12 protein-coding genes and 1 tRNA gene are annotated in these 12821 nt (G+C 66.8%); 4 read left to right on the forward strand and 9 right to left on the reverse strand.

Translation table 11 applies throughout. The features are described 5' to 3' along the window. Positions 1–1009 (reverse strand): PPE family protein (locus tag BN4332_RS33200; protein ID WP_066898451.1); only part of this gene is annotated, 1009 nt, incomplete at its 3' end. A 289-nt stretch (positions 1010–1298) separates the two neighbouring features. After that, positions 1299–2069, reverse strand: coding sequence for an SDR family oxidoreductase (locus BN4332_RS10875; protein WP_066898452.1), 771 nt, complete (start codon positions 2067–2069; stop codon positions 1299–1301). A gap of 143 nt (positions 2070–2212) precedes the next feature. Here BN4332_RS10875 and BN4332_RS10880 point away from each other — a divergent pair, with 143 nt between their 5' ends. Together BN4332_RS10880 and BN4332_RS10885 are read left to right on the forward strand one after the other, a co-directional pair. Then, positions 2213–2914: a DUF899 domain-containing protein gene (locus BN4332_RS10880; protein ID WP_066898453.1), complete on the forward strand. Its 702-nt coding sequence runs from the start codon at positions 2213–2215 to the stop codon at positions 2912–2914. Beyond that, on the forward strand, positions 2911–3381 hold the full coding sequence (locus BN4332_RS10885; protein ID WP_066898454.1) for an SRPBCC family protein: 471 nt from the start codon (positions 2911–2913) through the stop codon (positions 3379–3381). Before BN4332_RS10880 ends, BN4332_RS10885 begins: the two co-directional genes overlap by 4 nt. Here BN4332_RS10885 and BN4332_RS10890 read toward each other — a convergent pair whose 3' ends face one another. Further along, the gene (locus BN4332_RS10890) at positions 3382–3744 is read right to left on the reverse strand and encodes a nuclear transport factor 2 family protein (RefSeq protein WP_066898455.1); all 363 of its coding nucleotides are present in this window, start codon (positions 3742–3744) and stop codon (positions 3382–3384) included. It lies immediately after the preceding gene. Positions 3745–3829: 85 nt separating this feature from the next. After that, positions 3830–5050: a L,D-transpeptidase gene (locus BN4332_RS10895; protein WP_066898456.1), complete on the reverse strand. Its 1221-nt coding sequence runs from the start codon at positions 5048–5050 to the stop codon at positions 3830–3832. 147 nt (positions 5051–5197) lie between these two features. On the opposite strand from BN4332_RS10895, the gene BN4332_RS10900 reads away from it, so the two are divergent. Then, a tRNA-Lys gene (locus BN4332_RS10900) sits at positions 5198–5273 on the forward strand. 65 nt (positions 5274–5338) lie between these two features. Here the strand turns inward: BN4332_RS10900 and BN4332_RS10905 are convergent. Together BN4332_RS10905 and BN4332_RS10915 are read right to left on the reverse strand one after the other, a co-directional pair. After that, positions 5339–5521 carry a hypothetical protein gene (locus BN4332_RS10905; protein ID WP_066898457.1) on the reverse strand — a complete coding sequence of 61 codons (183 nt, stop codon included), beginning with the start codon at positions 5519–5521 and terminating at the stop codon, positions 5339–5341. A gap of 1040 nt (positions 5522–6561) precedes the next feature. Then, positions 6562–6789, reverse strand: a complete 228-nt coding sequence (locus tag BN4332_RS10915; RefSeq protein ID WP_066898461.1) for a DUF3618 domain-containing protein — start codon at positions 6787–6789, stop codon at positions 6562–6564. 105 nt (positions 6790–6894) lie between these two features. On the opposite strand from BN4332_RS10915, the gene bcp reads away from it, so the two are divergent. Beyond that, positions 6895–7368: a thioredoxin-dependent thiol peroxidase gene (bcp, locus tag BN4332_RS10920; RefSeq protein ID WP_066898458.1), complete on the forward strand. Its 474-nt coding sequence runs from the start codon at positions 6895–6897 to the stop codon at positions 7366–7368. A 187-nt stretch (positions 7369–7555) separates the two neighbouring features. Here bcp and BN4332_RS10925 read toward each other — a convergent pair whose 3' ends face one another. The 3 genes from BN4332_RS10925 to BN4332_RS10935 all read right to left on the reverse strand — a co-directional run. Next, on the reverse strand, positions 7556–8884 hold the full coding sequence (locus BN4332_RS10925) for a dipeptidase (RefSeq protein WP_066898459.1): 1329 nt from the start codon (positions 8882–8884) through the stop codon (positions 7556–7558). A 103-nt stretch (positions 8885–8987) separates the two neighbouring features. Continuing rightward, complete coding sequence (acpS, locus tag BN4332_RS10930) at positions 8988–9380, reverse strand: holo-ACP synthase AcpS (RefSeq protein WP_066898460.1); 393 nt, start codon at positions 9378–9380, stop codon at positions 8988–8990. 35 nt (positions 9381–9415) lie between these two features. Next, the coding region (locus tag BN4332_RS10935) for a beta-ketoacyl synthase N-terminal-like domain-containing protein (RefSeq protein ID WP_268811512.1) at positions 9416–12821 on the reverse strand (3406 nt) is incomplete at its 5' end.

The raw sequence follows: 12821 nt of genomic DNA on the forward strand, positions 1-12821 counted from the left end.
TCGCGGGAGTGGTCGCGGCCGGTGAGCCGCCCGGCACCGTCGAAGCACCCCCGGCGGCCGGCCACGTCTCGGATTCGGTGCCACCCGGCGTGATCTCCGCGAGCGCGGGCACGGCCGGTTGGATGGCTGCCAGGCCGGCGATCGCCCACCCCAGGTTGGCGGACACGATGCCCAGCGCCGGCTGGATCAGCGCCGGGGACAACTGGACAACCACCTGCAGCAGCTGTGCGGCATGGAAAGCCATGTCCGCCAACACCATCGGCAGGTTGGTCAGCAGGGCAGCGGGATCGTTCAGCAGGTTGTCGATCAGCAGGCCGATGTTCTCGATCTGCTCGTGGCCGACTTCGAGCCACCAGCGCGGGTCGAGCGGGCTCAGGTCTCCGTGACCGTGGTCGTCATGATCACCATGGTCATGATCGTGGTCGCCGTCGTGGTCATGGTCATGGTCATGGTCATGGTCGTGGTCGTGGTCTTCGTGCAGGATCCGCGGCGCGACCGGGGTCGTCGGGACGGAGGCCACCGCCGCCTCGGACACACCGTGATAGGTCTCCATTGTGACGGCAGCCTGGATCCACATGCGGACATAGTCGGCCTCGTTCAGCGCGATCGGAATGGTGTTGATACCAAAGAAATTCGTGGATACCAGGACTGCCTGCCGCGCGTGATTGGCGGCCAACTCGGCCAGGGTGGGCATAACCGCCAGAGCACTCGCATACGCCGCGGCCGCGGTTTCGTGACCGGCGGCGACCGAGGCACTGTCGACACCGGCCCGGTACAGCCACGCCAGATACGGAAGATGTGCGGCGACGTACCGTTCCGCGCTCGGCCCCTGCCACGCTCCGGCCTGCACTCCTCCGAGCACCGCCGTGAGTTCGTCTGCCACCGCGGCATATTCGGCACTCAACGACGACCATGCCCCCGCGGCCGCCAGCATCGCACCCGGACCCGGCCCCGCGTTCAGCAGCGCAGAGTGCACCTCCGGCGGCGAGGCCATCCATACCGCGGCCATGAACCCTCCTTTGTAGGCCGGCTACCCGAAGGGTCCAAGTTATTGAATATGATTGTCGTTATCAACGAATCCATTGACAACTCATAGAAAGGCGGTGCCGGGAACAGGGCGTGCCTCGGGCACGGCGCCGCGGCGGTCAAGCGACCGACGAGGGCGATGGATTCGAACATCACGTGCCGTGGTCCGGGCACGCCAAATGGACCCAAAGGCCTTGTGGCCGAACGGCACTCGGGACTTTGGAGGTACCGCGGCGGCCGAGGTCGCCGACCGCAGGATCAGAGATTGCGGGTTATTGCGCCGAGTCGGATCGCCGCCGAATCCGCGGGGCCAGTTGCACGATCTCGGGCACCACGCTCGGGTTCTCGTGGGCGGTGGTCACCAGCGACACCAGGGTGTTGGCGACGTCGCGCAGGGCAGACATCCGGGCCGGCAGCGCACCCTGGGCCACCCAGGTCTTGAGCAGCTGGTCGAGCAGATCCCGGTCCGCGCCCCGCAGGATCTCGGTGTCTTCCGTCGGACCGACGCCGACCCGCAGCAGCGACAGTTCCGGATGTTCGATGCGCCAGGAATTCATGATCTCGTCGAGGGCGGCCTTGCTGGCGCTGTATGCCGCCACCCCGGCGCGCGGACGGCCGACGTCGTAACTGGACGCCACCAGCACGACACCGTTCTCGGTCAGTCGTGGCGCGACGGCGCGCAACACGTTGTTGGCGCCGACGGTATTGACGCTGAACGCGTGCAACCAGGTGGCCACGTCGGTGTCCTCGATGTAGGCGAACGGGATCACGGTGCTGGTGAACACCACGGCATCCAGGCCACCCAGGGCGTCCGCCGCCTCGTCGACGACACGGTTGATGGCCGCGGCGTCCTCGACATCGAGTTCGAAGGCGAACCCGTCGATGGCCTCGGCCAGGGAATTCAGCAGATCGATACGCCGCGCGGCCACGGCGACCTTGGCGCCGCGTTCGGTGGCACTGACCGCAACAGCGTGGCCGATACCCGACGAGGCACCGACGACGAGGAGACGCAGTCCGGCCGCGTCGGCTCGTTGGCCGCTCATTCTGGATCAATCCTCCATGGGTTCATCTCGAGGTGTTAGGTCACCCTTCGCTCTGCGGACAGTACCGCGTGCGATGAATTTCGGCGGCGCGGCGGGTCCACTTGAGAGACCGTGTTTTCACCGAACAGCAGTCAGGAGTTCCGATGGCCACTGGAATGCCCCCGATCGTCGACCAGCAGGAGTGGCGCGCGGCGCTCGACGAGTTGCGGCGCCGAGAGAAAGCCGCGACCCGGGAGCTGGATGCCATCGCCGCGGCCCGGCGCCGGCTGCCGATGGTGCAGCTGCCCAACTACACGCTCATCGGGGCCGACGGCCCGGTGCGCCTGGCCGATGTGTTCAAGGGACGCTCGCAGTTGATCACCTACCACCACATGTGGAGCAACGGTGCGGAGTGGCAGTGCGGCGGCTGCACCGGCTTCACCTCGGAGTTCACCCGGCTCGACTTCCTCGACAACTACGACGCCCGATTCGTCGTCGTCACCAACGGCCCGATCGAGGAAGCCCTCGCCTACCGCGACAAGGTCGGCAATCAGATGGAGTGGTACTCGTCGTCGGAGAGCTCCTTCGGCGCCGACGTCGACGCGGCGCCCGACGGTGGCTTCGCGGTCAACGTGTTCCTGCGGGCGACGGCTCCATCAGGCGAAGAAGCGGTCTACCGCACCTGGCACACCGAGGGCCGCGGCACCGAACAGCTCAGCCACTCATTCGGCCTCATCGACCTGCTGCCCTACGGGCGTCAGGAGGAATGGCTGGATTCTCCGGAAGGCTGGCCGGCCCGGCCCACCTTCTCGGGCTGGCTGGACAGTCCCGACATCGCCCGACTCTATGGAAAGGATTCCCGATGACCGACCCTGAACGCTACGTCGTGAGCCGCACCATCTCGGCGCCTCCGGCGCGGGTCTTCGCCGTCCTGGCCGACCCGGCCAGGCACTGCGAGACCGAACCCGGCGACTGGGTGCGCGACGCGATCGACCCCGAACCGATCACCGGGACGGGCCAGATGTTCGCGGTCAACATGTTCCTGCCCGCGGCCGGTGGTCACTACGTCATGCACAACCTGGTCACCGAATTCGACAAGGACCGGACCATCGCCTGGCTGCCCGGACAGCTCGACGAGCAGGGCCACCATGCGCCCGGTGGTTGGTGGTGGCGATACGACCTGGCCCCCAACGGGGACCAGACCGACGTCACCCTCACCTACGACTGGACCGACACCCCGCAGAGCTTCCGTGACCAGGTCGGCGGGATGCCACCATTCGGTACCGACTTCCTCACGGAATCGCTTGCGGCACTTGGTCGCGCGGCGAAATAGTCAGGCGGGCACCTGATCCAGGAACCCGAGCACGGTCTGGATCCGGCCGTCACCGTCAGTCGAGAGCACATCGAATCCGACGACCACGGGGTCGGCGTCGCTGGGCCCCAGCCCCCACTGAAATCGCGCCTGCCGGTGGTGGGCGTCGGGCCCGCTCACGAGTGTGAACACGAATCCCGGGAACTGGGAGTGGACCGCCTCGATGGCAGCGGAGAGCCCGTCGTGTCCGCTCACCTCGGCCAGCGGATCGGTGTAGGTGACGCCCGGTGACCAGTGCTGTTCCAACAGGGCCCGCCGATTGCCGGCATCGGTGGCATTCCAGGTGTCGAGGTACGCGGTGACGGTGTCGTCGAGCTCGGCCATATCGCCTCTTTCGTGGTAATTGACTGGGACTCAGTCAGATTCACCGATTCGAGGCAGGCTGTCGATTACCGCGGGGGTAATCGACCTACGTGCTGGCGTTGCCGGTGCGCCACTGCTCCCAGGGGATGTTCCAGTCCCCCAGGCCGTCGGTGCCCGGCAACACCGGACCGACGGTGTTGACGACCTCCACGATGTCGCCGCGCTTGGTGTTCTCGTAGAACCACCGGGCGTTGGCCGTACTGACGTTCAGGCACCCGTGGCTGACATTGCTGTAGCCCTGGCTGCCGACCGACCACGGGGCCCCGTGCACGTAGATACCGCTGTAGGACATCTGCGTGGCGAAATCCACCTCGGTGCGATAGCCGTTGGGCGAGTTGACCGGGACGCCATAGGTCGACGAATCCATCACCAGATGGTCGAAGCGCTCACCGATGATGTAGACACCGTTGTCGGTCGGAGTGCTGTTCTTGCCCATCGAGATCGGCATGGTCTTGACGACCTCGCCGTTGCGCCGGACGGTCAGCGTCTTGGTGGTGTCGTCGGCGGTGGCGATCAACTCGTCACCGACGGTGAACCTGGTCGAGACATTGCCCTGGCCGAACAACCCGTCGCCCAATTCGACGCCGTAGGTGTTGACGGTCACCTCGACGGCGGTGCCCGGCTTCCAGTATCGGGCCGGGCGCCAACGCACTTCGCGGTTGTTGAGCCAGTAGAAGGCCCCTTCGACCGACGGAGTGGTCTTGACGGTGATCGCGCGCTGCGCGGCCACCCGGTCGGTGATGTTCTCGTCGAAGCGGATGGCCACCGGTTGACCGACCCCGACGACTTCACCGTCGTTGGGTAGCACGTAGGGCATCGTCAGGTTGGCCGGCGAGTGCGTCTCGAAACGCAGCCGGCGATTGGCCACGCCACCCAGCCCCAGCGACTGCGCGTTGAGGGTGTACTGCTCGTTGTAGTCGAGCGGGTCGGTCGACGACCACGTCAGCCCGTCGGGGCTGAACTTCCCGGCGACGGTGGTGCCGTCCTCGTTGATCATGGTGACGCCGCCGAGCACACCGTTCTCCGCGCTGACGGTGACGGGCGCATCGACGGTGACCCCGACCGCGCCGTCGGTCACCGAGGCGTTGACCCGGGGAACCAGCAGGTCGCCATAGGGAGTGCCCTTGTCGGCGATCACCGGCGGCGGCCCCTGCGGCTCGTCGCCCCCACATGCCGTCAGCCCCAACATCATTGCCGGCACCATGGCAACAACCGCCCACCGGATGACTTCCCGATACGGACGGGTCACAGTCTGGACCTGCCCCATAGTTCGTCCCACCCCTCGCGCGGTCGATAGCAAATTCTTGGCAATAGTCTAAGGGCTAGCGGGGACAGGGGCGCGACCTGAGCCGCTTCACACCTCCCACCAGCGGATTTCACGGTTGGCTGATTGTCCTGTTATTGTCTCTCTCGCGCGCCGTTAGCTCAGTTGGTAGAGCAGCTGACTCTTAATCAGCGGGTCCGGGGTTCGAAACCCTGACGGCGCACCAATCAAAAACCCTGCCTCGGCAGGGTTTTTGTGTTTCTGCGTTTGAGTATTACGACGGTTCCGCATCTATCTGGCGCGATACCTCTCGGCGAGCCTGTCATCGACGCTGGGTTCGGCCTCTTCCAACAGCATCTCCACCGCACCGGCCAGATGCGCGGCCGCATAGCCGTGATCCCGGTACTGCTCGCTCTTGAAGCGATCGAGTTCCCGGCGAAGATCGCCGAGGGTTTCATCGCTCACGTGTGCCATATGGCTACCTCCAGTCGGTGTGACCACGACTCACATCGCCACTTGGAGGTTCGACGTGAGCCATCGGGTGTTGTCAGCGAATCCGGACGGCGATTCCGTCGGGATCGGCTGCACCGGCGGAAGCACATGCAGCGGTCCTGGCAAACGGCAAAATTGTTAGCTGCAACGCGATACCCCCTTGTCACACGATCGTCCCGTGTTGCGGCCGGGATCGAGACCCAGGCCCGCCTCCCCGATCCTGACCTGAGGTCGACCTTAGCTGGACACCTATGCGCTAGCAACCGGTTCCACGAGAAAGAGCCGTTCCCGCCCTGGTATGCAGGAGATTTCGGCTAGCAGAGCGGTTCTCCGCCGCGTTGCGCAGAACGCGTCGACATATCAGGCAAACCCGAGTTTGCCAATCTTTTGTTCCACCAAATCGACAATGGCGCGGCACCTGGACCGCACCCGCATACCCTCCCCCAGCAAACATATCCGCGGCCGAGATCCCGCCACAGGAGGGCCGTCCCGATCGGCCACACCAGACCACCGCCACCTGGGCGGACTTTGCGGTGGGCAGGCACGAACGCACCAGAATAATTACCCCCGATACGCCTGGATGATGTGCTGGCAATGCCTAGGTAACAGCAGCTTGGGTTCGGCAGTCGAAGTCTTGACGTCTGCGTAAGTTACTGCTTAGAATCTCGTTTCAGCGCTTCCGCTGGTCAGACCCCAGAACCTGTGTTAATCTCAAGTTAGCTGATTAATTGCAGATCGGCACCAGATGGCGATTTCGCCAAGATGAGAGGTGTTAGCTGATGGCTTCCGCAGGGGGCGTCGAACCCAGGGCTGCATCAATCTCGGCTTTTGTTGCTGCGAATCGGCCCGTCATGGTGCATACCTGCAACCGCCTCGGCCGTGTGGCCAATCCTCCGAGTTTCTCGTTGACGGACTGGCTCCTGTTTCGCCGCCGCTGAGCGGCGCATCAAGCTGGAGTCGCTGAGCGGCGCATCAAGCTAGTGCGCTGAGCGACGCATACGCCGGCGCCGCTCAGCAGCGCGTCAGTGGCGCTTGATCCGCCGGATGACGACGACCACGACCAGCACACCCGCACCGGCCAATGAAGCCGTCACCGCGGGTTTCTTGATGAAACCGATCACCGCTGACCTGAAATCGTCGGCGAGACGCTGTGGGTTGGCCCGCTCGGCTAGGGAGTCGACAGTCAAGGCCAGTTGATCGCGGGCCTGATCGATGTCCCGCTTGATGCTCTCCGGGTCCCGGTTCGCCACTGTTTGCTCCTCCAAGCCGCTCCGTGTCGTGCTGCCCTGCCGCACTACCCTAGATCAGCCGGCACCGTGTCGACGGAACCGGTCGACCAGAAGGGATACCCACGCATGCCGCCAACCCCGCGCCTGGAGGTGGGAGACACCGCCCCGGCCTTCAGCCTTCCCGACGCCGACGGCAACGTCGTCAAGCTCTCCGACTACAAGGGCCGCAAGGTCATCGTGTACTTCTACCCCGCCGCATCGACCCCCGGCTGTACCAAGCAGGCGTGTGATTTCCGGGACAGCCTGGCCGAACTCAACGACGCCGGCCTCGACGTCGTGGGCATCTCCCCCGACAAGCCGGAGAAGCTGGCCAAGTTCCGGGACAAGGAGGGCCTGACCTTTCCGTTGCTGTCCGATCCGTCGCGCGAGGTATTGACGGCCTGGGGCGCATTCGGCGAAAAGACCATGTACGGCAAGACCGTTCAGGGCGTGATCCGTTCGACGTTCCTCGTCGATGAGTCGGGCAAGATCGCCGTCGCGCAGTACAACGTGCGGGCCACCGGCCACGTCGCCAAGTTGCGTCGCGACCTTTCCGTCTGAGCCGCGCTGAGGACTGGGTGGCCAGCAGGAAACCCAGGTAGGCGAGGTGGGCCGCGACCATCGCGGCCCCTCGCCCGGGCGCACACGATCGCAGCAACTGCGCGCCGCCGCGGACCATCACCTCGGCACCGATCGCCAGGGCGATCAGACCGACGACGAACCAGCCGGCACCGCTGGTCATCTCGCGCTAGCGGGCGAGCGCGTCGAGCAGGAGGGCCTCGGCCGTCGCCGCCTTCTCCAACACCCCGAGGTGCAGGCTCTCGTTCACGCTGTGCGCCTGGGTTCCCGGATCCTCGACTCCGGTCACCAGGATCGTCGCATCGGGGAACGCGGTGGCGAATTCGGCGATGAACGGGATGGATCCGCCCATGCCCATATCGACCGGGTCGGCGCCCCAGGCAGTGCGGAACGCCGAGCGGGCCGCGTCGTACACCGGGCCCGAGGCATCGATCGCATACGGCTGGCCGACGTCGCCGGGTGTGACGGTTACCTGGGCACCCCATGGCACGTGAGTCTCGAGGTGCCGGGTCAACGCGGCCAGGTGCGCGTGGGCGTCACCGCCGGGAGCCACGCGCATGCTGATCTTGGCCCGCGCGCGCGGGATCAGGGTGTTCGACGACTTGTCGACGGATGTGGTGTCGATACCGATGACGGTGATGGCGGGCTTGGCCCACATGCGTTGCACCACTGAGCCGGAACCGATTTCGGCTACCCCGTCCAGCAGACCGGACTCCTGGCGGACCCAGTCCGGTCCGCGGTCCACGTCGGCGGCGGTGGCCTCGTGCAGGCCGGCGACCGCGACGTTGCCGTCATCGTCGTGCAGGCTGGCCAGCAGCCGCACCAGCACGCTCAACGCGTCCGGAACCACTCCGCCCCACAGGCCCGAGTGCAGCCCGTGGTCCAGCGTCGCCACCTCGACCACGCAGTCGGCCAGGCCGCGCAGCGTCACGGTCAGCGCCGGGATCTCACTGCTCCAGTTGTCGGAGTCGGCGATGACGATGACATCGGCCGCCAACGCCTCCTTGTGGGCTGCCAGCAGGGCGCCCAGCGACGGTGAGCCGGATTCCTCCTCGCCCTCGACGAACACCGTGACGCCGACCGGCGGTTTGCCGTCGAAGGCGCGGATCGCCGCCAGATGCGTTGCGATACCGGCCTTGTCGTCAGCGGTGCCACGCCCGTAGAGGCGGCCGTCGCGCTCGGTCGGCTCGAACGGCGCGGAATCCCACTGGGCCGGATCCCCTTCCGGCTGCACGTCATGGTGGGCGTACAACAACACCGTCGGTGCACCCGCGGGCGGCGGGTAATGCGCGATGACGGCCGGGGCGCCGCCCTCGCTGACGATGCGGACGTCGGGGAAACCCGCTTCCGACAACAGCTTTGCGACGGCCTCGGCGCTGCGGTGCACCTCGTCGCGGCGCGCCGGGTCGGCCCATACCGATTGGATGCGGACCAGATCCTCCAGATCCGACCGGACCGACGGCAACACCTGCTGCACCCGCTGTACGACATCAGTCATGCTGACGACATTAGCCGCACTGCCGAATGGCGCGAGCGTGCACGAAATGCTGCCCGATCACGGCGTGTCGGCGGCAGACACGCACGGTCGCGGTGCGCGGGGGTTAGAGCTCCTCGATGATGGCGACCGCGGCGGCGGTGTCGGCCTCGTGGGTGAGCGAGACGTGGATGGTCACACTCTCCAGGTGCTTGGCGATCTCGCCGGACAACCGCACCTTGGGCCGGCCCCACATGTCGGTGACCACCTCGATATCGCGGTGGATCCCCTCCGGCAGAGCCGGCCGCTTGGAGAACCGTGAACTCGACCAGGCCTTGATCACCGCTTCCTTGGCCGCCCACCGAGCCGCCAGGTGCCGGGCCGCCGACGAACTCTTGTCCGCGGCGTCCCGGCGCTCACCTGGCGTGAACGTCTCGGCGAATACCGTTCCCGGCCGGTCTACCTGCTCGGCGAAGTCAGGTATGGAAACCAGATCGATGCCTACTCCCACAATCGCCATGGAAGCGAACCTAGCTCACCTCTCCGTGCACCCGTTCACCGCACATACAGATCGTCCTCGCCGAGCCGGGCGTCGGCGTTCAGCAACATCGCCGCCTCCTGACGCTTCTCCGGCACGTCGTGGTCGAATCGGCGGTCGGCCGGCTTCTCGTACATCGGCCGCCCACCGGCGATCGCGCCGGCGAGCCGGCGCTGACCGGCGAGCGTGCGCTGCTCGGCCCGCTTGCGGTACTCGTCGCGTTCGGCCGGATCCAGCGCCGCGATGAACGCCTCCGGGTGCACCAGGGCAACCAGACCCGACACGTGGCCGAACCCGAGGCTGGTGACCAGGCCGGCCTTGAGCGGGAACTTGCCGCGCAGATCGAGGGTTTCGCGCACCCAGACGAAGTGGCCGGAGGTGGCCAGCTCGTCGTCGACGCAGTCCAGGCTGCGGTTCGGCGGAATGACGCCGTCACGCAGGATCTGGCACAGACCCATCATCTGGAACACCGCCGCGCCACCCTTGGCGTGTCCGGTCAGCGTCTTCTGGCTGACGATGAACAGCGGAGCACCCTCGGAACGACCCATCGAGTCGGCCAGCCGCTCGTGCAGCTCGGTCTCGTTGGGATCGTTGGCCAGCGTCGAGGTGTCGTGCTTGGAGATCACCGCGATGTCGTCGGCGCCGACCCCCAGCTTGGCCAGCGAGCGGGCCAGCTGCGAGTCCTTGCCACCACGTCCGGCACCCAGCGCACCGAGACCCGGAGCCGGGATCGAGGTGTGCACACCGTCGGCGAAGCTCTGCGCGTAACCGACGACGGCCAGCACCGGCAGGCCCATCTTGGCGGCGAGGTCACCGCGGGCCAGCAGGATGGTGCCACCACCCTGAGCTTCCAGGAAGCCCAGGCGACGACGGTCGTTGGCGCGGGAGAACTTCGAGTCGCTGATGCCCTTGGCGCGCATCATCTCGGTGTCGGCGGTGGCCGCCATGTCACCGAAGCCGATGATCGCTTCCAGGGTCAGATCGTCGAAGCCGCCGGCGATCACCAGGTCGGCCTTGCCGAGGCGGATCTTGTCCACACCCTCCTCGACCGAGACGGCCGCGGTGGCGCAGGCGCCGACCGGGTGGACCATCGCGCCGTAGCCGCCGACGTAGCTCTGCATGACATGTGCCGCAACGACGTTCGGCAGCACCTCCTGCAGGATGTCGTTCGGCTTGGCCCGGCCCAGCAGGTTTCCGTGGTACATGGTCTGCATCGAGGTCATGCCGCCCATGCCGGTGCCCTGCGTGGAGGCCACCAGACTCGGATGCACCCAGCGCATCAGCTCGGTCGGGGTGAAGCCCGAGGACAGGAACGCGTCGACCGTGGCCACGATGTTCCACAGCGCCACCCGGTCGATGGAATTCGCCATGTCCGGGGTGATGCCCCACACCGTCGGGTCGAACCCGGTCGGGATCTGGGCGCCCACCGTGCGCGACAGCTTGGTCTTGCGCGGAACCCGAATCTCGGTGCCCGCCTTGCGGATCACCTGCCAGTCACTGGAGTCCGGCACCGGCCGGGCCACCGTGTGCTCCGGATCGAAGGACACGAACGCCCGAGCGTCGGCCTCGCTGGACACCACGAAGCTGAAGTCCTTGTCCAGGAACACGCTGACCAGCAGCGGCGAGGCGTGATCGGGGTCGATCGCGCCGTCGTCGACGAATTCGCGAATGCCACATCTTTCCACCACGGCATCGTGGTAGCGCTCCACGATCTCCGATTCGGGCACCAGCTCACCGGTTTCGGTGTCGTACCAGCCGGCCTTGGGATCGTCTTCCCACTTGACCAGGCCGGTGGTCCACGCCAGCTCCAGCACACCGGCCGCCGACAGCTCGCCGGAGACCTCCATCTCGAAGCGGGTGCGCGACGAGCCGTACGGCCCGAGCTCGGCACCACCGACGATGACCACCAGGTCGGCCGGGTCGACGTCGAGGTCGGCCCACTCCGGCGCGGGCGCCGGGTTGTGGCCCCGCGGCGGGGACGGCAGCGCGGCAATCGTGCCCTCGTCCTCGTCGTCCTCGGCCGACGCAGAAGCCTTGGCCTCCATGTCCTCTCGGGCCTTGGCGGCCAGCTCGGCCATGTCGATCTTGATGTCACCCAGACCACCGGTCAGGTCCACCTTGATCGGGGCGTTGGCCGCGGCGACCTTGGACTCCACCGTGCACAGGTTCAGCAGCATGGCCGCCATCTCCGCGGTGCTGTAGGTGGTGACACCGGCCTCCTCGACGGCACTGACGATGGCGTCGTTGTGCCCCATCAGACCGGTGCCCTTGGTCCAGCCGATCAGCGCGTGCGCCAGGCTGACCCGCTCGGCCCACGAGGTCTCCGCGCTCCAGCGGTTCACCAGTGCGTCGAGAGCGGACTTGGATTCGCCGTAGGCTCCGTCGCCACCGAACATGCCGCGGTTGGGCGAGCCCGGCAGCACCACGTGCAGTCGCGATGCGATGTCGCGCTCGGCACCGATCGTCGACAACCCACCGATGAGCCGCTGCACGGCCCACAGCAGCACCTTCATCTCCATCTCGGAGCGAGAGCCTGCCTCCGACAGGTCCCCGGCCACGCGCGGCGCGGCGAACGGGAACAGCAGCGTCGGGGTCTGCGCATCCTTGAGGTGGATCGATTGCGGCCCAAGGCTTTCGATCTGCTCGCTACCCACCCATTCGACCAGCTTGTCGATGTCGGAGTAGGACGCCATGTTGGCCGGGACCACCCACAGGGTGGCACCGAAGCGGGCGTTCTCGCGGTAGAGCTCCTTGTAGAACGCCAACCGGTCGTCGTCCAGGCGCGAGGTGGTGGCGATGACGGTGGCGCCGCCGTCGAGCAACTGCCCGACGACCGATGAGGCGATCGAGCCCTTCGACGCACCGGTCACCACGGCGACCTCGTCGGAATACCGACCGGTTCCGGGGTTTTCGGCGCCCGCCGCGATGCGGCCGAACAGCGAGGCGTGGATGTTGCGGCCCGCCGCCAGCGCCTTGCCCTGCCACCAGTTCGCCTGGGTGGCAACGACATGTCCGGCACCCTCGAAGCGCTCCGACAGCCGCAGCCAGTCGGCGTCGATGTCGCCCTCGTCCGCCAGCCACAGCTTGACCAGATCCTCACGGGCGCTGGCCCACCGGTCGTCGAACACGACGGCCTTCTTGGCGTCGAACGCCGGAGCCACCAATCGCGGCCAGTCCGAACCGAGTTCGGTGGTGACCAGGTCGATCAGTTCGGCGTCGGTCGCGGCCTCGGGGGCACCCACGGGGGCATCCAGACCGAGCTGACCCAGAATGGTGCGCGCGGCCGAGGCCAGCACGCCGTCGGGACCCGTGACCTTCTCGGCGAACTCGTTCAGCGCAGCTGAATCCACCACGCCGCCACCGGCACCGCCGGCCGACGGCAGGCTCACCGGCACGCCCTGGCGGGCGCCCACCGCGGCCACC

The sequence above is a fragment of the Mycolicibacterium houstonense genome (assembly GCF_900078665.2).
GTDB lineage: Bacteria > Actinomycetota > Actinomycetes > Mycobacteriales > Mycobacteriaceae > Mycobacterium > Mycobacterium houstonense.

Bases quoted from the DNA above. Each gene is read 5' to 3' on its own strand.
- BN4332_RS10875 (WP_066898452.1), bottom strand. From the start codon at position 2,069: ATGAGCGGCCAACGAGCCGACGCGGCCGGACTGCGTCTCCTCGTCGTC.
- BN4332_RS10880 (WP_066898453.1), top strand. From the start codon at position 2,213: ATGGCCACTGGAATGCCCCCGATCGTCGACCAGCAGGAGTGGCGCGCG.
- BN4332_RS10885 (WP_066898454.1), top strand. From the start codon at position 2,911: ATGACCGACCCTGAACGCTACGTCGTGAGCCGCACCATCTCGGCGCCT.
- BN4332_RS10890 (WP_066898455.1), bottom strand. From the start codon at position 3,744: ATGGCCGAGCTCGACGACACCGTCACCGCGTACCTCGACACCTGGAAT.
- BN4332_RS10895 (WP_066898456.1), bottom strand. From the start codon at position 5,050: ATGGGGCAGGTCCAGACTGTGACCCGTCCGTATCGGGAAGTCATCCGG.
- BN4332_RS10905 (WP_066898457.1), bottom strand. From the start codon at position 5,521: ATGGCACACGTGAGCGATGAAACCCTCGGCGATCTTCGCCGGGAACTC.
- bcp (WP_066898458.1), top strand. From the start codon at position 6,895: ATGCCGCCAACCCCGCGCCTGGAGGTGGGAGACACCGCCCCGGCCTTC.
- BN4332_RS10925 (WP_066898459.1), bottom strand. From the start codon at position 8,884: ATGACTGATGTCGTACAGCGGGTGCAGCAGGTGTTGCCGTCGGTCCGG.
- acpS (WP_066898460.1), bottom strand. From the start codon at position 9,380: ATGGCGATTGTGGGAGTAGGCATCGATCTGGTTTCCATACCTGACTTC.